Raw genomic sequence first — 19,769 nt, forward strand, 5'->3', positions numbered from 1 at the left:
TTACTTTACAACTAAACTATTCATGACTAAGGTAATACCGCATCGAACGCGGAGCCGTTGTCATGAAGATTGTCTGTATTGGTGGTGGGCCGGCTGGCCTGTACTTTGCCCTGCTGATGAAGTTGCAGGACCCGTCGCACGACATCACGGTGGTGGAGCGCAACCGCCCGTATGACACGTTCGGCTGGGGCGTGGTCTTCTCTGACCAGACGCTGGGCAACCTGCAGCGCGCCGACGCCAAAAGTGCCGCGCAGATCCTCGACGCCTTCAACCATTGGGACGACATTGAAGTCCATATCCGCGGGCAGGTCGTGCGCTCGGGCGGCCACGGCTTCTGCGGCATCGGGCGCAAGCGCCTGCTGAACATCCTGCAGGCGCGCTGCGAGGAAGAGGGCGTCAAGCTCGTCTTTGAAACCGACGTGCAAGATGACACCGCCTATGCCGATGCCGACCTCATCATTGCCAGCGACGGCCTGAACAGCCGCATCCGCACCAAGTACGCCGCCACGTATCAACCCGATATCGACACACGACGCTGCCGCTTTGTCTGGCTTGGCACGCACAAGCTGTTCGAGGCCTTCACCTTTGCGTTTGAAGAAACCGAGCACGGCTGGTTCCAGGCGCATGCGTACCGCTTTGATGACGAAACCTCCACCTTCATTGTCGAGGCGCCCGAAGAGGTGTGGCGTGCCGCTGGGCTGGAGACCATGGATAAGGAAGAGGCCATCGCCTATTGCGAGCGGCTCTTCGCCAAGTACCTCGACGGCAACAAGCTGATTTCCAACGCCACGCACCTGCGGGGCTCTGCGCAGTGGATTCGGTTTCCGCGCGTGGTTTGCCGGCACTGGGTGCATACCAATGCACACAACACGCCCGTAGTGCTGATGGGCGACGCCGCCCACACGGCGCACTTCTCGATTGGCTCCGGGACCAAGCTGGCGCTGGAAGATTCGATTGAACTGGCGCGCAGCATCGGCCAGCACCCCGGCGATTTGCGTGCCGCGCTTGAGCACTACGAGGCGGTGCGCAGCGTGGAAGTGCTGCGCATCCAGAACGCGGCGCGCAACTCGACCGAGTGGTTTGAAAACGTAGACCGCTACGCCAACCTGCCGACCGAGCAGTTTGCGTATTCGTTGCTCACGCGCAGCCAGCGCATCAGCCACGAAAACCTGCGCCAGCGCGACAAGCGCTATCTCGAATCGTTCGAAGACTGGATTGCCGAGCAGGCAGGCGCCCCACGCGGCCCGCAGCACGGCCCGGTGCCGCCGATGTTCACGCCGTTCACGGTGCGTGGCGTCACGCTCAAGAACCGCGTGGTGGTGTCGCCCATGGCGCAGTACTCGTGCGAAGACGGCCAACCGGCGGACTACCACCTTGTACACCTGGGCGCCCGCGCCATGGGCGGTGCCGGCCTGGTGATGGCCGAAATGACGTGCGTATCGCCCGATGCGCGCATCACCCCCGGCTGCCCGGGTTTGTGGAACACCGAACACCGTGACGGCTGGGCGCGCATCGTGCAGTTCGTGCATGCCAACAGCGATGCGAAGCTGGGGATTCAGCTCGGCCATGCCGGTGCCAAGGGCTCCACGCGTGTGGCGTGGGAGGGCATCGACCTGCCGCTGGAAGACGGGCAGAACTGGCCGCTGATCTCCGCATCGCCACAGCAGTATCTGGATGGCGTAAGCCAGTGGTCGCACGCCATGACGCGCGACGACATGGATCGCGTGCGTGACGACTTTGTCCATTCGGCGCGGCTGGCGGGAGAAGCCGGGTTCGATTGGCTGGAGCTGCACTGCGCGCACGGCTATCTGCTGTCGTCGTTCATCTCGCCGCTGACGAACCAGCGCAACGACGAATATGGCGGCTTGCTGGAGAACCGGCTGCGCTTTCCGTTGGAAGTTTTCCACGCGGTGCGTGAGGTGTGGCCGAGCAACAAGCCGATGTCGGTGCGCATTTCCGCGCACGACTGGGTGGAAGGCGGCATCACGCCGGACGATGCGGTCGAGATCGCGCGCATCTTCAAGGCCGCTGGCGCGGACATGATCGATTGCTCGTCGGGCCAGGTCAGCAAGAAGGAACAGCCGGTGTACGGCCGCATGTTTCAGACGCCGTTTGCCGACCGCGTGCGCAACGAGGCGGGCATCGCCACCATCGCCGTGGGCGCCATCTCTGAGGCGGACCACGTCAACAGCATCATTGCGGCCGGCCGTGCCGACCTGTGCGCCGTGGCGCGTCCGCATCTGGCCAACCCGGCCTGGACGCTGAACGAAGCCGCCCGCATTGGCTATCTCGACATGCCGTGGCCCAAGCAATATCGCGCCGGCAAGCTGCAGCTGGAGCGCAACCTGGAGCGCGAGCGCGCCATGGCGGCGCAGGCGGCAGGGTTGTCACCGCTGGAGCAGGCCAACCGCATGCAGGGGGTCTGAGATGACGATGCCTGCGATGCTCGCTGGACACCACGCCGTTGTTACCGGCGCAGGGCGCGGGATTGGCGCTGCGATTGCCACACAACTGGCCGCGCATGGCGCCACGCTCACGCTGATGGGCCGCAATGCCGACGTGCTGGAAGCCACCGCCAGGACGTTGCCCGACAGCGCCCGCGCACAGGTCGTTACGTGCGACGTGACCGACGAGGCGAGTGTGTCATCGGCGTTCGAATCCGCACGCTCGGGGCTTGGCCCCATCTCCATCCTCGTCAACAACGCGGGACAGGCGGAGAGCGCACCGTTTGCGAAGACCACGCTTGCTCAATGGCAGCGCATGCTGGCCGTCAACCTGACGGGCACGTTCCTGTGCACGCAGGCGGCGCTGGCCGATGTGCAGGCGTCGGGCCGCGGCCGCATCGTCAACATTGCCAGCACGGCGGGGCAGCGCGGTTATGCGTATGTGTCGGCGTATGTGGCGGCCAAGCATGGCGTGATCGGCCTCACACGCTCGCTGGCGCTGGAGATGGCGGCGCGCGGCGTCACCGTCAACGCAGTGTGCCCGGGCTATACGGAAACCGACATCGTGCGCGAGAGCATCGACCGCATCGTCGCCCGCACCGGTCGCAGCGCAGAAGAAGCGTTGGCCGAGCTGGTGAAGGGCAACCCGCAAGGCCGGCTGATCACGCCCGATGAAGTGGCGAACGCCGTGGTGTGGCTGTGCTCGGACGGCGCGTCTTCCATCACGGGGCAGGCCATCTCGGTGTCTGGCGGGGAGGTGATGTGAGCACCGAACGCACCCGGCGCAAAACCGCACTCGCCACGCGCGCCTCTGGCCACTACGCCGTCGTGCAGGCGCTGGGCGACGAACATATCGGCCTGGAAGCGCGCGCGCATGTAGACGACCACATGGACGTGAAGATCTGGCTGCGCCTGCTGGCCTGCAGCACGCAGATCGAGCAGCAGATCCGCCAGCGCTTGCGCACGCGCTTCAACACCACGCTGCCGCGCTTCGACTATCTGGCGCAGCTTGACCGGCATCCGGACGGCCTGCGCATGAACGTGCTGTCGCGCTACCTGATGGTGACGGGCGGCAACGTCACCGGCCTGACCGACCAGTTGGAGAAGGAAGGGCTTGTCAAACGCGAGGCGGATCCGGATGATCGCCGGTCCTTTCGCGTGCTGCTGACTGATGCCGGCCGCCGCCACTTTGCCGAGATGGCTGCCGAGCATGAACGCTGGCTGATCGAGATGTTCGATGGCCTTGGCGTTGCCAACAAAGACGCGCTATATGCGCAGCTCGGCCACCTGCGCGTGCACCTTGCACAGCGTGAGACCGAGCTGGACGCGCGCGACGAACAACTTCAAACGAACCCGACCAAACCATGACCGACCGCATTGACCCGGCCCTGCTGGCCGGCAACCGCCGCCCGCTGGCGGGTTATCAAGCCAAGCATTTCCTGTGGAGCGTGGAGGGCGGTGTTGCCACCATCACGCTCAACCGGCCCGAGCGCAAGAACCCGCTCACGTTCGATTCGTATGCCGAGCTGCGCGACCTGTTTCATCAGCTCAAGTGGGCAGATGACGTCAAGGCCATCGTGCTGGCCGGTGCGGGCGACAACTTCTGCTCCGGCGGTGACGTGCACGAGATCATCGGGCCGCTGGTGCAACTGAAGGCGCCCGAGCTGCTGATGTTCACGCGCATGACGGGCGAGCTGGTGAAGGCGATGCGCGCGTGCCCGCAGCCGATCGTCGCCGCAATTGACGGCGTGTGCGCGGGCGCGGGCGCCATTCTGGCGATGGCTTCCGACCTGCGTCTGGGCACCGCGCGCAGCAAGACGGCGTTCCTCTTCAACCGCGTTGGCCTGGCCGGCTGTGACATGGGCGCCTGCGCGATCCTGCCGCGCATCATCGGTCAGGGCCGCGCGAGCGAGTTGCTCTATACCGGCCGTTCGATGAGCGGTGAAGAGGGCGAGCGCTGGGGCTTCTTCAACCGCCTGTGTGAGCCGGCCGAGGTGCGGAGCCAAGCGCAAGCCTTGGCCGCTGACTTGGCCGCTGGGCCGACCTTCGCCAACGGCATCACCAAGACGATGCTGCATCAGGAATGGACGATGACGATCGAGCAGGCGATCGAGGCCGAAGCCCAGGCGCAGGCCATCTGCATGCTGACCGAAGACTTCTCGCGCGCCTATCACGCGTTCGTCGCCAAGCAAAAACCGGTATTCGAGGGCAACTGAGATGAGCGACAAGGACTATTTGCAGTGGCCCTTCTTTGACGACAAACACCGCCAGCTCGAAGCCGAACTCGACGCCTGGGCCACGAAGCACATCCCGCACGACCACGGCCCCGATGTGGATGCCGAATGCCGCGCGCTGGTCAAATCGCTCGGGCAAGCGGGCTGGCTGCGCCACGCCGTGGGCGGCACCGCGCACGGCGGCGCTGGCGAGACCATCGACACGCGCGCCATCTGCCTGATCCGCGAGACGCTGGCACGCCATTCCGGCCTGGCCGACTTTGCCTTTGCGATGCAGGGGCTGGGCTCGGGCGCCATCTCGTTGCACGGCACGCCCGAGCAGCGCGAGCGCTATCTGACGAAGGTGGCGCGTGGTGAGGCTATCTCTGCGTTTGCCCTGTCCGAACCTGATGCCGGCTCCGATGTCGCGGCCATGGCTTGCGCCGCGCGTGAGGACGGCACGGATTACGTGCTCGACGGCGAGAAGACGTGGATTTCCAACGGCGGCATCGCCGACTTCTACGTCGTGTTTGCCCGCACCGGCGAGGCGCCGGGTTCGCGCGGCATCAGTGCGTTCATCGTCGAGGCCGGTACACCCGGCTTTGAGATTGCAGAGCGCATCAACGTGATCGCACCGCACCCGCTCGCGCGCCTGCGCTTTACCAATTGCCGCATTCCGGCCAGCCAGCGCGTGGGCGCGGCAGGCGAGGGCTTCAAGGTGGCAATGCGCACGCTGGATGTGTTCCGCACGTCGGTGGCTGCAGCGGCGCTGGGCTTTGCGCGCCGTGCGCTGGACGAAGCGCTGGCGCGCGCCACCACCCGCAAGATGTTCAGCGGCGTGCTGGCGGATTTCCAGCTCACGCAGGCCAAGCTCGCGCAGATGGCGACCGCCATCGACAGCGCGGCGCTGCTGACCTACCGCGCCGCGTGGCAGCGCGACCAGGGCCGCAACGTGACGCGCGAGGCCGCCATGGCCAAGTTGACCGCCACCGAAAACGCGCAGCAGGTGATCGACGCCGCCGTGCAGATGTGGGGCGGCCTGGGCGTGGTGAGCGAGCAGCCGGTGGAGCGCCTGTATCGCGAGATCCGCTCGCTGCGGATCTACGAAGGCGCGACTGAAGTGCAGCAACTCATCATCGCGCGCGAACTGCTGCGCACGGCGGCGCCCGCCAAGCCCTGAACACGCCCACGCCAGAGACGGAGAGCTCGCCATGCCCAGCGCCCATATCGACACCTTCGCCCGCGACCGGCTGCCGCCGGCGGAGCTGCAACCGGTGTACCGCTTCGACCTGCCGGCGCTGCAGTTTCCGCCGCAGCTCAACTGCGCAACCGAACTGCTCGACCGCCGTGTTGCCGCAGGCGAGGGCGGCCGCCTCTGCATCCAGGCGCCCGGCATTCGCTGGACGTATGCCGACCTGCAGGCGCACGCCAACCGCATCGCCAATGTGTTGGTCAATGAAATGGGCGTGGTGCCGGGCAACCGCGTGCTGCTGCGCTCGCCCAATAGCCCGATGCTCGCCGCCTGCTGGTTTGCCGTGATGAAGGTGGGCGCGATTGCGGTGACGACCATGCCGTTGCTGCGCGCCAAAGAGCTTGGGCAGATCCTGGGCAAGGCTGAGATCGGCTTCGCGCTGTGCGATGCGCGGCTCGTCGACGAGTTGCGCGATGCCGTGGCGCAAGCCGCCAAGCCGGTGCAGATGCTGTGTTTTCACGATGACACGCCGGAAGGGTTGGAGGCTGCCATGGCCCGCCAGCCGGCCGCCTTCACCAACGTGGATACGGCGGCAGATGACACCTGCTTGCTCGCCTTCACGTCAGGCACGACGGGCGTGCCGAAAGCGACGATGCATTTTCATCGGGACATCCTCGCCATTTGCGCGTGCTGGCCGCCGCATGTGTTGCAGCCGCGCGCGGACGACATCTTCATTGGCAGCCCGCCGATGGCGTTTACGTTCGGGCTCGGCGGCCTGCTGCTGTTTCCGATGAGCGTGGGCGCATCGACGGTGCTGCTGGAGAAGGCGTCGCCAAACGATCTGGTCGATGGCATCCGCACGTTTGGCGCGACGGTGCTGTTCACGGCCCCGACCACGTACCGCAACATCGCGGCGCGCGGAGACGAGCTGCGTGCCACGCCGCTGCGCCGCTGTGTGTCAGCGGGCGAGGCGCTGCCGGTTGCCACACGCACGCTGTGGAAGAACGCCACCGGCATCGAGCTGATCGATGGCATTGGCGCGACCGAGATGCTGCATATCTTCATCTCCGCTGCCGATGCCGACGTGCGCCCCGGCGCCACCGGCAAGGCTGTCCCCGGATATGTCGCACAGGTGGTGGACGACGCCGGCAACCTCGTGCCGCCGGGCACGGTTGGCCGCCTGGCAGTCCAGGGCCCGACCGGTTGCCGCTACCTGGCCGATGACCGCCAGCGTGCCTACGTGCGCAACGGCTGGAACCTCACGGGGGATGCCTACGTGATGGACGAGGAAGGCTACTTTCATTACCACTCGCGCACCGACGACATGATCATCTCGTCGGGTTACAACATTGCCGCGCCCGAAGTGGAAGACGCGCTGATGCAGCATCCGGCCGTGGCCGAGTGCGGCGTGATCGGCGAGCCCGACGAAGAGCGCGGGCAGATCGTCAAGGCCTTCGTTGTATTGCATCCGGGTCACACGGCGGGGCCGGAGATGGTCAAGACGCTGCAGGACTTTGTGAAGCAGACCGTCGCGCCGTACAAGTACCCGCGCGCCATCGAGTTCCGCACGAACCTGCCGCGCAGTGAAGTCGGCAAGCTGCTGCGCTATCGCCTGCGCGAGCACGATAAATCATGAGCAGCTACCACTTCGAGCGCGCCGCGCGCATCCGCTTCGCGCATTGCGACCCAGCCGGCATCGTTTACTTTCCGCAGTACCTCGTGCTGTTCAACGGCCTGGTCGAAGACTGGTTTACCGATGGACTTGGCGTTTCGTATGCGCAGATGCTGGGCCCGCGCCGCATCGGCCTGCCCATCGTCAAGCTGCATTGCGAGTTCAGCGCCATCAGCCGCATGGGCGACGACGTGCAGTTCAAGCTGAAGCTGGAGCGGCTCGGCAATGCGTCGCTCACGTTGGACCTGGATTGCTGGGCGGGCGACGAACAGCGCGTGCGCTCCCAACAGGTACTGGTGTTTACCGATCTCAATACGCATCGCGCGATGCCGATGCCGCCCGATGTGCGGCAGGCGATCGAGGCGAGCGTTCAACAGTCCCGATAGAACTAGAAGGAATCGCATCATGGAAGTACTCCTCCCCCCTAACTGGCCGCGCCCCAAGGGCTATGCCAACGGTGTATCCGCGCGCGGGCGCATGGTGTTCGTGGCCGGCATGATCGGCTGGGACGCGCAGGGCGTGTTCCACACGGATGATTTGGCCGGCCAGGTCCGCCAGGCACTGCAGAACATCGTCGAGGTACTTGCGGCAGGCGATGCCAAGCCCGAACACATCGTGCGCATGACCTGGTACGTGACCGACAAGAAGGCTTACGTGGAGGCCTACCCAGAGATCGGCAAGGCGTTCCGAGAGCTGATCGGCAGCTTCAGCATTGCGATGACGGCGGTGGAGGTGGCGGCGCTGGTCGAGGACCGGGCCAAGGTGGAGATTGAGGTGACGGCGGTGGTGCCGGACTAGTCGTATTCCTAAAATACGACGCCGCCAAAGCGCGATCCTTCCGAGCAAGGTGGAATCTGTTTGAAGCAATTTGGGAAATTGCGGTCAGCCTTCTTGGCCATATCGAACCGGCACTTGGAATCGAGCCCGACCGCGAATACCGACGCCGCACCGATCAACATGCAGTACGCGGCACCCGCTGCTCATTGACGTGAGAGTCGGAACATTCCTACCGCTTCGTTGAGGCTATGGGCCTGTTCCTCCAGCGACTCCGCAGCGGCCGCCGCCTGCTCGACCAGTGCGGCGTTCTGCTGCGTCACCTGGTCCATCTGATTGACGGCCTGGTTGACCTGCTCGATGCCGCTGCTCTGCTCTTCCGACGCCGACGAAATCTCGCCCATGATGTCGGTCACGCGCTTCACCGCATCGACGATCTCCGCCATCGTCACACCGGCCTGATCCACCAGCGCCGTGCCGTTGCTCACACGATCCACCGAGTCGTGAATCAGCGCCTTGATCTCCTTCGCCGCACCCGCCGAGCGCTGCGCCAGGCTGCGCACTTCGCTGGCCACCACCGCAAAGCCCCGGCCTTGCTCACCAGCACGCGCGGCTTCCACCGCAGCGTTCAGCGCCAGGATGTTGGTCTGGAAGGCAATGCTTTCGATCACGCCGATGATGTCGGCGATCTTCTTGCTGCTCTCGTTGATGCCGCCCATGGTTTGCACCACTTGGCCGACCACGTTGCCGCCGCGCGTGGCAACGTCAGACGCCGTCACGGCAAGCTGGCTGGCCTGACGCGCGTTATCGGCGTTCTGCTTCACGATGCTCGTGAGTTCTTCCATGCTCGATGCGGTTTCTTCCAGTGAGCTGGCCTGCTCTTCCGTGCGCTGCGAGAGATCTGCATTGCCGGCAGCAATTTCCTGCGCGGCAGAGCGCACCGAGTCGCTGCCCAGGCGGATCTGCTGCATCACCGCCGTCAGCTTGTCGGCAAACGTATTGAACGAGCGGGCGATCTGCGCGACTTCGTCTTCGCCATCCGACGGCAGACGCTTGGTGAGGTCACCGCTGCCCGAGCCGATGTCGTCCATGGCATCGCGGATCATCGACAGGCGACGGAATGCGCGCGAGGTCATCGCACCCACGATAAGCGCTGCAACGATGGCTACGCCCACCAGCGCGCCAATCGACGTCATCACCAGCGAGCGCATGCCGGCCGTGGCATCGGACTTGTCCAGCGCCACTACCAGGCCCCAGTCGGTGCCTTTTACGCCTTGGCGGTAGAGCAGTTTGGATGCGCCATCCACTGACACTTCCACCGGCTTCTCCGCCTGCACCAGCGATGCCAGCGTGGCTTCGTTCAGCCCTGCCGACAGATCGGTTGCGGGCTTGAGCGTGAGCTTGTCATTCGGGTGCGCGACGATCTTGCCGGCCGCGTTGACGAGAAAGCCGAAGCTGGCCGGCGTCGGGTGAATGGCCTTCACGTTGGCGATCACGCTGTCCATCGCCACATCGCCGCCGATCACGCCCTTGAGACTACCGCCCTGTATGACGGGCACGGCAAATGTCACCACCAGCTTGCCCGTGCTCGCGCTCACGTACGGCGGCGTCACCACAGGCTTGCCGGCCTCCACGGCCTGCTTGTACCAGGGGCGCGCGGTCGGGTCATACGTCGGCGGAATGCCTTCGGGGTTCGAGAACTTGTACGACTTGTCGGGATAACCGACATACACCTTGATCAGTCCACCCGCCTTGGCTACGGTCTGGAACATGGGAACCGGATCGTCTGACAGCGCCGCATCCTGAAGCGCGACGATCAGTTGCAGCTTGCTGGCAATCCAGTCGTCGATACCCGTTGCGTGTCCGTTTGCGACAGATTGCAGATTCGATTGGATGGCCTGTTCATTGTGAGCCTGTGCGACCAGATAGTTGAGACCGCCCGCCAGAACCAGCGCGCAGACCACGATGGTCACACACGCCAGTTGAATCTTCGTTCGAATGGAAGCAAACATGAACAGCCTCTTGAAGTATCGGTGAGGTGCCGCCGGCAGAGAGGCCCGGCTGGTTACACGCTAATCGATCCAAGGCCCCCCCGGCTTTAGCGCTATGCAAAGAATGCATCGGTAGCACCAAAGGGGGGCCATGGGAAGTGTTCGATTCAGCACTCAATCGGCGGTCTTGTCGCTCGGATACTTGAACGAGTCGCGCAGCAGGAAGTTCATCGGGATGTCCAGCCTCACCCCGTTGGGCGGAATCGGTTGCAGGAACCACTTTCTGTAGAGCTTCTCGGCGTCGTAGTCGAGGATGATGTTGGTCATCGCGCGATCAACCAGGTGCTTGAACTCAGCGTCGTCTTTGCAGAGCATGATTGCGTAGGGCTCGACCGTCAGCATGTCTCCGACGACGGCGTACTCGCCCGGGTTCCTGGCGTTGGCGCGAAACCCGTAAAGCAGCACGTCGTCCATTGCAAAGGCATCGGCCTTGCCGCTCTCAACCATGGCAAAGGCTTCGGCATGGTCTTTCGCTTCGAGAATCTTCATGCCCAGCACGCGTGCATCGTTCACCTTGCGCAGTTCGGTGATGTTAGTGGTGCCTTTGGTGGACACCGCAGTCTTGCCGCGCAGATCGTCCCACTTCAGGATGCCCGACGATGTTTTCACGATCATCCGGCTGCCCGCGATGTAATGCGGGATGGTGAACGCCACTTTCTCGCGTCGTTCACGTGTGTTGGTGGTCGAGCCGCATTCGAGATCGGCCTTGCCCTCGGCAATGGTCGGGATGCGAGAGGAGGGCGTCACCATCACGTACTGCACCTTCAGGTCCGGCCGCTTGAGGTCGGTGCGCAGTTTGTCGACCACGCGCAGACAGAGGTCCATGGCATAGCCGACGGGCTTTTTGTCGGTGTCGTAGAACGAGAACGGCACGGAGCTCTCGCGGTATGCGAGGCGGATGGTGCCCGTATCGCGGATGCGGTCAAGGACCGGCGTGGAAGAGGCCAGAGCGAGGCCCGGCGCAAAGATAGACAGCAAAACGACGATTGGCGCTGCGATTGGTCGCGCCCGTGAGAACAACAGTGGCATAGCTAGTTTCCTCCCCCAAAAGAGTCGGTTGCCTTTGCCATGTCGCCAGCAAGACTCCGACGAATGCGACAGCGCAACTTCGGCATGATGTGTTTTGGGTGCCGAAAATTGTGCTCTGAGCGCCCTTAGACGGACGTCATCTGTTTTCTGTCCCGCTCCGGATTGCCTAGCTCAGCTACATTTTTCCGAGCGTTGCTCATTAGGGTCGTGGCCGGCTGAGCAACCATCCGATATCGCTTCCTGCATGCCCTAGATGATGGATCGCATCAGCGCGAAAAGTATTCCGAATGCGCATCGGCCCAGTCCACATCCTCATAACCAGTGGGCCCTGTTTGCCTAACATGGGCAGCATCGGGATGGCGACTTACGAGAAGAAAGCCACAGAGACAGCGCACTGAGCCGGAGCGACCGGCCGTGCACAAAAAGGGGGAAACATGAATACCAAACGCTTGACCACCCATATCAGTCTGGCAATGCTGCTAGGCGTTGCCGTCGGGTGGGGCTGCCACGAATACGCCAAGGACGCTGCGGCGGCCAAGGACATCGCTTCGTACTTCGGCATCATCACCGACATCTTCCTGCGCATGATCAAGATGATCATCGCGCCGCTGGTGTTCTCAACCCTGGTGACGGGCCTGGCAAGCATGAGCGGCGGTCGCTCGGTCGGTCGCGTGGGTCTGCGTGCAATGCTGTGGTTCGTGTGTGCATCGGCCACGTCGCTGGCGCTGGGCATGCTGCTCGTCAACTTCTTCCAGCCGGGCGTGTACATGAACCTGCCGCTGCCAGAAGCTACTGCCACGGCAGCCTTGAAGACCGGCGACTTCACGCTCAAGGCCTTCATCACGCACGTGTTCCCGCGCAGCATTGTGGAGGCCATGGCCACCAACGAGATCCTGCAGATTCTGGTGTTCTCGCTGTTCTTCGGCGCTGCGCTGTCGACCATGAAGAACCCGATGGACAGCGTGATCGGCCGTGGCCTGGAAGAGCTGACCAAGCTGATGTTCCGCATTACCGACTATGTGATGCGCTTTGCGCCGCTGGGCGTGTTTGCCGCCATGGCCGCCGCCATCACCGTGGAAGGCGTGGGCGTGCTGTGGACCTACGGCAAGCTGATCGGCGAGTTTTACCTGGGCCTGGCGCTGCTGTGGGCGATCCTGTTCTTTGTCGGCTACATGCTGCTGGGCCGTTCGCTGGGCCGCTTGCTGGGGCTGATTCGCGAGCCGACGATGCTGGCGTTTGCCACGGCAAGCAGCGAATCCGCCTATCCGAAGACGATCGAGGCGCTGGACCGCTTTGGTGTGCCCAAGCGCATCTCCAGCTTTGTGCTGCCGCTGGGGTATTCGTTCAACCTGGACGGCTCGATGATGTACCAGGCGTTCGCGGTGCTGTTCATCGCGCAGGCCTACAATATTCAGATGAGCTTCACCCAGCAACTGACGCTGCTGTTGGTGCTGATGCTGACGAGCAAGGGCATGGCCGGCGTGGCGCGTGCCTCGCTGGTGGTGGTGGCGGCCACGCTGCCGATGTTCCATCTGCCGGAAGCGGGTCTGCTGCTGATCATCGGCATCGACCAGTTCTTCGACATGGGCCGCACGGCCACCAACGTGATCGGCAACAGCCTGGCCACCGCCGTGGTGGCGAAGTACGAACAGGCGGAGCAGCCGAGCGAGCTGGAGAGCAGCGGCGCAACCTCGGCCACGCCTTCGGTGTGACGGTTGGGGGACAACCATGAAACAGCACACATTTGGCGTGATTGGTGGGCTCGGTTCGCTGGCCGGCGCCGATCTGTTCTTCAAACTGGTACGTAGCGAGCCCGTGCTGGCGGAGCAGGATGCCTTCCACTTCCTATTCGAGCAGCATCCATTTCGGGATGTACGTGCACCGCTGAATGTGACGTGCAGCATGACGGCACGCAAGCTGTATGTGTTCCAGATGTGCCAGTCGCTTGCGCAGCGAGAAGTGAACTCCATCCTGCTGCCATGCTTCGCCAGCCACACCTTTCGCGAGGAACTGCAGAGCGAGCTGACTGTACCCATTGTCGACATGATGGCGGCGTTGCGGCGGCACGTGGACCGCATCGCCACCAAAGGCGCCGTGCTGGGTGTGGTCGCGTCGGATTTTGTGCGGCGATCCGGCTTGTTCGAGCGGTACTTTGCAGATCGCTACGACATCGTCTATCCCGGCGGCCTCGACCAAGCCTTCGTCATGAACGCCATCTACGGCGAGGACGGTGTCAAGGCAGGCAAGCTGGAAGGTCACGCCGTCGAGCACCTGGCGCATGCGTGCGAAAGCCTGCAGCGACAGGGCGTGGAGTGGATCCTTCCGGGGGTGACTGAGCTGTCGCTGGTTTGCCAGGTGCTGCAGCGCCGCGGCTACCCAGTGCTGGACGGCAACGCCATCTATGCCGAGCACGCGGTGTCATTCACTGCATCGGGGCCACGCCGTGTATTCAAGCTGGGTATCGTCGGCGGTGTCGGCCCGGCAGCCACGGTTGATTTCATGGACAAAGTTGTACGCAGCACGCCAGCGAGCCGAGACCAAGACCACATCAAGATGGTCGTGGAGCAGAACCCTCAGATTCCAGACCGCACCGCACACTTGCTGCATCAGGAGGCTGACCCGACAGTCAGCCTCTACGCGACGTGCAAGCGGCTCGAATCTGAGGGCGCCAGCGCAATCGCTATCCCATGCAATACGGCACACGCGTTCGTCCAGGACATTCAGCCTTACTTGGCGATCCCGATCGTGAACATGCTGACAGAAACGATCGCGTTTATCCGTTCGCAGTACGGCACCGTGCGGCCGGTGGGATTGCTGGCAACCTCCGGCACGATCGCAAGCGGCGTCTATCACGAGGCTGCCACGGCAGCCGGTATCACGTTGATGACGCCCTCGGAACCGTTCCAGGAACGCGTCATGTCCGCAATCTACGGCGAGCATGGTGTGAAAGCCGGCTATGTCGACGGCGCATGTCGCGAGGTGTTGCGTGAGGCGATCGAGCACCTTGCACTGGCCGGCGCCAAGGTGATCATCCTGGGCTGCACCGAACTGCCGCTCATCTACGGAGAAACGACGGCGTTTGCGCTGGCCAACGGCAAATCCGTTGTGCTGGTGGATCCCACCGCCGTGCTGGCGCGACATTGTGTGGGCCTGGCCCAGCCCGAGAAGCTGGCTTTGGCCAGTGAGACGCCGTCGGAATGCGTTTCCGTTTCTGCTTGAGACCCCATTCCCTGATCATCACTGGCGCAGTTTGTTTCGACGATGCAAATGAAATGGCTGGAGGCACTTATTGCGCTTGAGGGAACACGAAGCTTTTCCCACGCCGCACGCAAGCGCTGTCTTTCACAACCGGCCCTGTCCAGGCAAATACAGTCGTTGGAGAAGTGGGCGAGCGTTCCGTTGGTGAATCGTGACGTGCAGCCAATCCAGATGACAGCGGCTGGTCACGAACTGTGCATACATGCCCGATGCATCCTGACGATGCTGTCAGTGGTGCAGCGTGATTTCAGATCGAAGCATTCAAACGGAGACTGAATACCGCTGGGTTGCTCGTCCAACCTCGATGGCTCGACAAGCTTCGCTTTAGATGCCACGCATTCGGACGGTGCACGCCGGCCTCACCTTGGTGCAAGCAGACTTGAACGCGTTCCAACCTGGTTCAACGCGCCCTGCTGACCATGCCACCCAAACTGCCCAGCATCTCGTCCGGTGCCGCTGTCGCCCATCCTTCGTCGTCTCAAGCGGCCACTGGCGAGACGACTACGCAATCCACGCCTTCCAGACAGGCGTCTCGCCGACGTGGCGAACTTGCCGGCTTGAAGAAGGCACCGCCTGCGCCGCCCACGCTGCCGGGCACACCGCCGGCCAACGTCGGCGTATTGAAGCGGGTAGGCAAGGCATTGCGTGCGCAAGTCAAGAGCACATTCAGTTGCGTAACGAAGGACGGCGCGAGTCGACTCGATTGGAACACGCCGTTCAGCGCGCACTCGCGGACCGGCAGACCGACCACGTTGCGTGATTTCGCGCACGTCAAGCAATCTGCGGCGCGGATGGCCGCCGCGCGCGGTGACGCGCCGCAACCCGGTAGTCCTTCTGGTTCGGCACGCAGAACGGAGCAGGCGCTCAATCAGGCAATGACCGGGCTGCGCACCCAGATTTCAGCGGTCACCAATGCCAGCGCCAGTCTCCACAGTGGCCAGCCGAAACCGGCTCAGGCGCTGGAACACGTCGATGATGTCATTGCCTACTGGGAGTCTGCGCAAGGGCAAGCGCTGGCTGCGAAGGTCAGCAGCGAACCGGAGGCATTCGTTGCGGGGGTGCAGGAGATGGCCTCGGCGCATTCGCCCGCCGTTGCCATGGCGGTATCGCTGGCGCTCGTGTCGGCCAAGGAGCGTCTCGATCCGGGCAACGCCACAACGCTCAATGGCGACGTCTTTTCTTATCTGAAGCATGCGGACCTGGGTGCCGAAATCGGTAACGCGAAAACGCATTCCGAGACATCGCGCGACTCTCATATCCTTGCCCTGCGGGGCGCGCTGGAGCAGACGCGCGAGGCCTTGATGGCAAACCGGTGCACCACGGGCGCCGGTTCGGGTGGTGAGTCGTCGTCGGCACCATCCCACGCAATCGATGTCAAGGCGCTGCAGGCCTTCATCCAGACGGTGCGCGATTTCCCCATCGCCATGCGCGGGGCGGCACGACATGCGCCGCAGGCCCTCGCCGATTGGCCGGGTGTGCGCGACAGCCACGCGCAGTTCGACGCGCGCAACGCCGAGGCGGCTGCCGCATGCCTGGCCACGCTCGAAGCGGTGGCCGATGAAATCGGCTCGCAACCGCCTGCGCACGGGCAAAAGGGTGCGAGCGTGGTTTCGGAGCACACCGCAGAAAAAATCCGCGACGCGCAGGAGGCGATGATCGCGTTTGTTTCGACGCCCGCGCACCTGCACGCACACGACCAGCAGCTCAAGCACGCCGAAGCGGGGCGGGCCGTTGCGTGGGGCGCTTTACAGCATGCCGCGACCACTGGCAATTTCGAGGCCATGCTCGCGGCCACGGGCAACCGTAATCTTGACGCAACTGATCAGGGCAATCTGCGTGTCCATCTGCAGGCCGGCGCTGTGATTGCCACGGCGCTGAAGGCCCAGCCCACCCCGGAGGCGCTGATTGCAGCGCGGCTCGCTCCACACGAGGCCGTGTCGAGCGCGACGAACTTCGCCCAGCGCGTGAGCGATGCAAGCGCAAAGCTCATCCACGGTGTCGGTCCGGCAACCTTGAGCGCCGCTGAAAAGAGTGATCTGGTCGCGTGGCGCAACGGCTTCACCGACGATGCACCGGGTTCCGAATTGAGCCAGTTCAAGGCTCGCTTATTCAAGTCACTTGCGTGGGTCGATCGGATGGACGACGACCGGCGCGCGACATTGCCAAGCAACCACAAATCGCCGCTCTCCGCCGCGCGCAATGGCATGGCGCAGGGCGATCGCGCGGTCTTGGCGAATGAGCAGAAAGCGTTGATAGCTGAGCTCGCGAAACCGGCAGTCGACGAGGTGGTGCAGGCCGTCGCTGTTGAGATGGAGCACCTTTGCGGTAGCTCCCCACCCGCAGCGACTGAAGCCGGAGAAGGGGCTTCCCATCGTCCCAATGCGTTGAGCGACACCCATTGCCAGTGGATCGCCCTGCGCGTCGCACTTGAAGACTGGATGCCCGAGCACAAGGCCGCCCGCCAGGGTCATCAACTCGTGCTGGGCCGCGAACTCTCGCCCGCAGCATTGCCGGAAGACGTCGAGCAGCGTATTCGCAAGTTCACGGAAGACGCTGCACACAAGGTGACATCGGGCTCTCCGGAAGCCCTTGAACAGGCGATTGCAAACGTCCGGCAGCATCTTGGCAATGTCCGTCTTGGCTTTGAAGATCTGCATGCGCTTGCAAACTTCCTCAATGTCGAGCAGGCCGAGCCATTCCAAAAGGCAATGGAAGCCGCCCGGAAAATTGCCACAGCACCGCCACTTTCCCCCCCTGACCGATCGCAGCAGAGCGTGCGAGCCATGTTGGTGGACTACCTGAAGACGATTCCCGGTGGCAACACGGTCCGGTTCAGCCGCGGCACCACCGGCGGGTTCAGTACCAAGGGCATTACCAAGGCGCTCGTCAAAGCGAAGAAGCGGCTGCTCGGCGTTCCGGTTGCCGGCAATGCCCGTGTCGATCTGCGCTATGAGAAAGGGCGAGAAGCGGCGGTCTCCATGTCCTACCCTGTGCACGCCGCTGAGCTGTTTATCGGCACGGAAAAGCGCCATCGTGGGCGCATCGGCGCGGGGTGCTTCTTTGGCGCCAAGCTGTTCAAATGCTGCCGCACTGGCGCCAACGTTGATGTGAATCCGTACGAGCACGAGCGCACGGATGCCACCGGCATCATGGTCCGCATCCCGCGCCGGACGGCGGCCAAAGATGCGGAAGTCCGCGCGCTGTTCTCACGCGTGACCGACTTCATGTTCTCGGCCGCGGATGCGCGGCGCCGCTCGCCCGCAGGCATGCCCGATGCCGATGCGCTTTTCCACGCCTTTGCCAGCGAGTTCTACGCCGAGAAGGATCTTTCGATCAGCTGGATCAACCAGAAGACGCGCGCGCACCGCAGCGAGATGTCGGTGGGGATCGGCGTATCTGTCACCAAGCTGCTGAACCCCAGCCAACACCGCGCGAGCAGGCAGGAGACAGGCGCCCTCGGCACAAGCCTCGGCTACTCGTTCGAGAAGCAATGGCTGTCGACATTCAAGCAGCTCGACGCCACCGGCACATACCGGATTGCCAACCTGCGCGAGCAGAAGCTGAGCCGGCACAAGATCAATCTTGGGCTCACTACGTCGGCGGTGACGGGCACGATCGGCAACACGTCGGCCGATCTGTTCGGTGGTGGCGCGGTGGTCAAAGAGCGCGGCACGAACGTAAAGCTGCGCCTGGCGATCGATCGGGACAATGTGCTGCCGACAAAGTCTGTGGCCGATTTCGAATTCGACAGCTTCCACGACTACGCCCGGTATGTTGAAGCGACCAAGCAGGAGTGGGTGAAGTTCTTCGCCTATCCGCACCGGAACGATCCGGATGGCGGCCTGGCGAAGGGGCTCAAGGCCGTCAATGACAATCTCGATACCGCGCGTCTGCTGGACAGCCCATACAACGCCTTCTTTGTGCGGCGCGCCCTCACCGCGGACGCCGCGAAAGCGCTGAACCATCTGCAGCAGCTTTCGCTGGTGACGCCGCAAAGCGAGACAAAACTGCACGAGCAGCTTGCCGCGTCATACACCAAGACCATCAACGCCCCCAACTCGTGGATGCCGATCGGTTTGCGTGCTTATGAAAAATACAGCAAGGCCGACGGCTTCAACGTCAACGCGGGGTTGCGCCTGACGCAGAACACCGGGCTCAGGGTCGAGCGGCAGATCGTGTTCGATACGATCGACGCCAAGCTGCTTAAAGAGTATGAAGCGCAGTTGAAGGAAAATCAGAACGCACCGGAGCCTTCGGCGGTGACTCAGGCTGCAGCCGGCGCGCCTGTATCACCTCGCCCGCTGCAGCGCCACGGGTCATCGGACATCCCGCTGTATCAGAGCGTGCAAGGCGCGCGTTCGGAGATCGAACCGGCGCACGAAGAGCCCGACCGCGAACCGGTAGCCGTTCCGTCGCGCGGGCAGCGATCACCGTCGCTTGCCGACATGTTGGCCATGTCGCCGCCGCGCTCGCGGCCCGACGACACGCGCGTCCATCTGGAGCGCTTGAAACAGCAAATGGATGCGAAGGCCGGCATTGCTTCCGCTCCCAAGAAGTCCGGCAGTCTGTCCAGCAAGCTGTTTGGGCAGCGCAAGCCTAAGCCGCAATCCGTCGGGCCGCGTGTGCAGGAGCAGCCAGTCAGCACAGGCTCCGGATCAAGCCACCAACAGGCGGTGACGTTGCCGGAAGCAACTGCAGCGACGACTTCGACCGTCAAGCCACGGGCATCCGAGACATCATCCACCTGACTGGAGAAGAACACACCGAATGCCGCTGGGCGTCTTCCGTATTGAACTGGCCTTGGTATGCGCTCTTCTTGTCCGGTTAACGGTAATTCAACATCACGATCGCGCTATTCAATCGCTTGGCGAATTGAATGATGAATGCCTAATGATGGCGATGCGCCCATTGTTCAATTAATCTCATCAACGTTCGTTCGCAGGCAATGCTCCGATAAAATTGTCGATAGCCATGATTCACGTGCCTCCGTGAAGAGCGGTCAAGAAGCCCCGGGCGGTTACAAGCTGCCTGGGGCTTTCTTTCTTCTGATGGGGCGGCCCCAAACGCTCTGGCCTTCAGCGCCACGTCAACCACGCGAAGAACGTACGCCCCCCTCGGAATATTGCCGCAGCAATC

Annotated in this window: 15 protein-coding genes; 12 read left to right on the forward strand and 3 right to left on the reverse strand. The window is 63.3% G+C overall.

Annotated features, from left to right (window positions below):
- Window positions 1-62: 62 nt before the first annotated feature.
- The 8 genes from ACCD03_RS01680 to ACCD03_RS01715 are packed head-to-tail and all read left to right on the forward strand — an operon-like array spanning window position 63 to window position 8,319.
- A complete protein-coding gene (locus tag ACCD03_RS01680) occupies window positions 63-2,426 on the forward strand; it encodes a bifunctional salicylyl-CoA 5-hydroxylase/oxidoreductase (RefSeq protein ID WP_413410631.1) in 2,364 nt (787 codons plus the stop codon).
- A gap of 1 nt (window position 2,427) precedes the next feature.
- Entirely contained in the window at window positions 2,428-3,210 is a 783-nt protein-coding gene (locus tag ACCD03_RS01685; protein ID WP_413410632.1) for an SDR family NAD(P)-dependent oxidoreductase, read from the forward strand.
- Complete coding sequence (locus tag ACCD03_RS01690; protein ID WP_316675399.1) at window positions 3,207-3,812, forward strand: MarR family transcriptional regulator; 606 nt, start codon at window positions 3,207-3,209, stop codon at window positions 3,810-3,812. Before ACCD03_RS01685 ends, ACCD03_RS01690 begins: the two co-directional genes overlap by 4 nt.
- Complete coding sequence (locus tag ACCD03_RS01695) at window positions 3,809-4,660, forward strand: enoyl-CoA hydratase family protein (protein ID WP_316675397.1); 852 nt, start codon at window positions 3,809-3,811, stop codon at window positions 4,658-4,660. Before ACCD03_RS01690 ends, ACCD03_RS01695 begins: the two co-directional genes overlap by 4 nt.
- A 1-nt stretch (window position 4,661) precedes the next feature.
- Window positions 4,662-5,837 carry an acyl-CoA dehydrogenase family protein gene (locus tag ACCD03_RS01700; protein WP_413410633.1) on the forward strand — a complete coding sequence of 392 codons (1,176 nt, stop codon included), beginning with the start codon at window positions 4,662-4,664 and terminating at the stop codon, window positions 5,835-5,837.
- A 31-nt stretch (window positions 5,838-5,868) separates the two neighbouring features.
- Window positions 5,869-7,485, forward strand: coding sequence for an AMP-binding protein (locus ACCD03_RS01705; protein WP_413410634.1), 1,617 nt, complete (start codon window positions 5,869-5,871; stop codon window positions 7,483-7,485).
- Window positions 7,482-7,907, forward strand: coding sequence for an acyl-CoA thioesterase (locus tag ACCD03_RS01710; RefSeq protein ID WP_253535629.1), 426 nt, complete (start codon window positions 7,482-7,484; stop codon window positions 7,905-7,907). Before ACCD03_RS01705 ends, ACCD03_RS01710 begins: the two co-directional genes overlap by 4 nt.
- 19 nt (window positions 7,908-7,926) lie before the next feature.
- On the forward strand, window positions 7,927-8,319 hold the full coding sequence (locus ACCD03_RS01715) for a RidA family protein (RefSeq protein ID WP_045205569.1): 393 nt from the start codon (window positions 7,927-7,929) through the stop codon (window positions 8,317-8,319).
- Window positions 8,320-8,501: 182 nt separating this feature from the next.
- Here the strand turns inward: ACCD03_RS01715 and ACCD03_RS01720 are convergent, their stop codons facing one another.
- Both ACCD03_RS01720 and ACCD03_RS01725 read right to left on the reverse strand, forming a co-directional pair.
- On the reverse strand, window positions 8,502-10,307 hold the full coding sequence (locus tag ACCD03_RS01720; RefSeq protein WP_413410635.1) for a methyl-accepting chemotaxis protein: 1,806 nt from the start codon (window positions 10,305-10,307) through the stop codon (window positions 8,502-8,504).
- A 153-nt stretch (window positions 10,308-10,460) separates the two neighbouring features.
- Window positions 10,461-11,375: an amino acid ABC transporter substrate-binding protein gene (locus ACCD03_RS01725; protein ID WP_413410636.1), complete on the reverse strand. Its 915-nt coding sequence runs from the start codon at window positions 11,373-11,375 to the stop codon at window positions 10,461-10,463.
- Window positions 11,376-11,809: 434 nt separating this feature from the next.
- Here ACCD03_RS01725 and ACCD03_RS01730 point away from each other — a divergent pair, with 434 nt between their 5' ends.
- Genes ACCD03_RS01730 through ACCD03_RS01740 form a run of 3 tightly spaced genes read left to right on the forward strand, consistent with a single transcriptional unit; the run spans window position 11,810 to window position 14,909 of the window.
- The gene (locus ACCD03_RS01730) at window positions 11,810-13,087 is read left to right on the forward strand and encodes a dicarboxylate/amino acid:cation symporter (RefSeq protein WP_413410637.1); all 1,278 of its coding nucleotides are present in this window, start codon (window positions 11,810-11,812) and stop codon (window positions 13,085-13,087) included.
- Between the two features lie 16 nt (window positions 13,088-13,103).
- Window positions 13,104-14,594: an aspartate/glutamate racemase family protein gene (locus tag ACCD03_RS01735; protein ID WP_413410638.1), complete on the forward strand. Its 1,491-nt coding sequence runs from the start codon at window positions 13,104-13,106 to the stop codon at window positions 14,592-14,594.
- Window positions 14,595-14,642: 48 nt separating this feature from the next.
- Complete coding sequence (locus ACCD03_RS01740; RefSeq protein WP_392397901.1) at window positions 14,643-14,909, forward strand: LysR family transcriptional regulator; 267 nt, start codon at window positions 14,643-14,645, stop codon at window positions 14,907-14,909.
- 202 nt (window positions 14,910-15,111) lie between these two features.
- Here ACCD03_RS01740 and ACCD03_RS01745 read toward each other — a convergent pair whose 3' ends face one another.
- On the reverse strand, window positions 15,112-15,408 hold the full coding sequence (locus ACCD03_RS01745; protein ID WP_413410639.1) for a hypothetical protein: 297 nt from the start codon (window positions 15,406-15,408) through the stop codon (window positions 15,112-15,114).
- 16 nt (window positions 15,409-15,424) lie between these two features.
- Here ACCD03_RS01745 and ACCD03_RS01750 point away from each other — a divergent pair, with 16 nt between their 5' ends.
- On the forward strand, window positions 15,425-19,381 hold the full coding sequence (locus ACCD03_RS01750; RefSeq protein ID WP_413410640.1) for a hypothetical protein: 3,957 nt from the start codon (window positions 15,425-15,427) through the stop codon (window positions 19,379-19,381).
- Window positions 19,382-19,769 lie beyond the last annotated feature (388 nt).

Origin of the sequence: Ralstonia sp. Ralssp135 (assembly GCF_047304345.1) — a bacterium.
In the GTDB taxonomy this organism is placed as follows: domain Bacteria; phylum Pseudomonadota; class Gammaproteobacteria; order Burkholderiales; family Burkholderiaceae; genus Ralstonia; species Ralstonia chuxiongensis.

What these genes read in the sequence shown, in the direction of transcription:
- ACCD03_RS01680 (WP_413410631.1), top strand. Translation starts at nt 63, where the DNA reads ATGAAGATTGTCTGTATTGGTGGTGGGCCGGCTGGCCTGTACTTTGCC.
- ACCD03_RS01685 (WP_413410632.1), top strand. Translation starts at nt 2,428, where the DNA reads ATGACGATGCCTGCGATGCTCGCTGGACACCACGCCGTTGTTACCGGC.
- ACCD03_RS01695 (WP_316675397.1), top strand. Translation starts at nt 3,809, where the DNA reads ATGACCGACCGCATTGACCCGGCCCTGCTGGCCGGCAACCGCCGCCCG.
- ACCD03_RS01700 (WP_413410633.1), top strand. Translation starts at nt 4,662, where the DNA reads ATGAGCGACAAGGACTATTTGCAGTGGCCCTTCTTTGACGACAAACAC.
- ACCD03_RS01705 (WP_413410634.1), top strand. Translation starts at nt 5,869, where the DNA reads ATGCCCAGCGCCCATATCGACACCTTCGCCCGCGACCGGCTGCCGCCG.
- ACCD03_RS01710 (WP_253535629.1), top strand. Translation starts at nt 7,482, where the DNA reads ATGAGCAGCTACCACTTCGAGCGCGCCGCGCGCATCCGCTTCGCGCAT.
- ACCD03_RS01715 (WP_045205569.1), top strand. Translation starts at nt 7,927, where the DNA reads ATGGAAGTACTCCTCCCCCCTAACTGGCCGCGCCCCAAGGGCTATGCC.
- ACCD03_RS01720 (WP_413410635.1), bottom strand. Translation starts at nt 10,307, where the DNA reads ATGTTTGCTTCCATTCGAACGAAGATTCAACTGGCGTGTGTGACCATC.
- ACCD03_RS01725 (WP_413410636.1), bottom strand. Translation starts at nt 11,375, where the DNA reads ATGCCACTGTTGTTCTCACGGGCGCGACCAATCGCAGCGCCAATCGTC.
- ACCD03_RS01730 (WP_413410637.1), top strand. Translation starts at nt 11,810, where the DNA reads ATGAATACCAAACGCTTGACCACCCATATCAGTCTGGCAATGCTGCTA.
- ACCD03_RS01735 (WP_413410638.1), top strand. Translation starts at nt 13,104, where the DNA reads ATGAAACAGCACACATTTGGCGTGATTGGTGGGCTCGGTTCGCTGGCC.
- ACCD03_RS01740 (WP_392397901.1), top strand. Translation starts at nt 14,643, where the DNA reads ATGAAATGGCTGGAGGCACTTATTGCGCTTGAGGGAACACGAAGCTTT.
- ACCD03_RS01750 (WP_413410640.1), top strand. Translation starts at nt 15,425, where the DNA reads ATGGCCGCCGCGCGCGGTGACGCGCCGCAACCCGGTAGTCCTTCTGGT.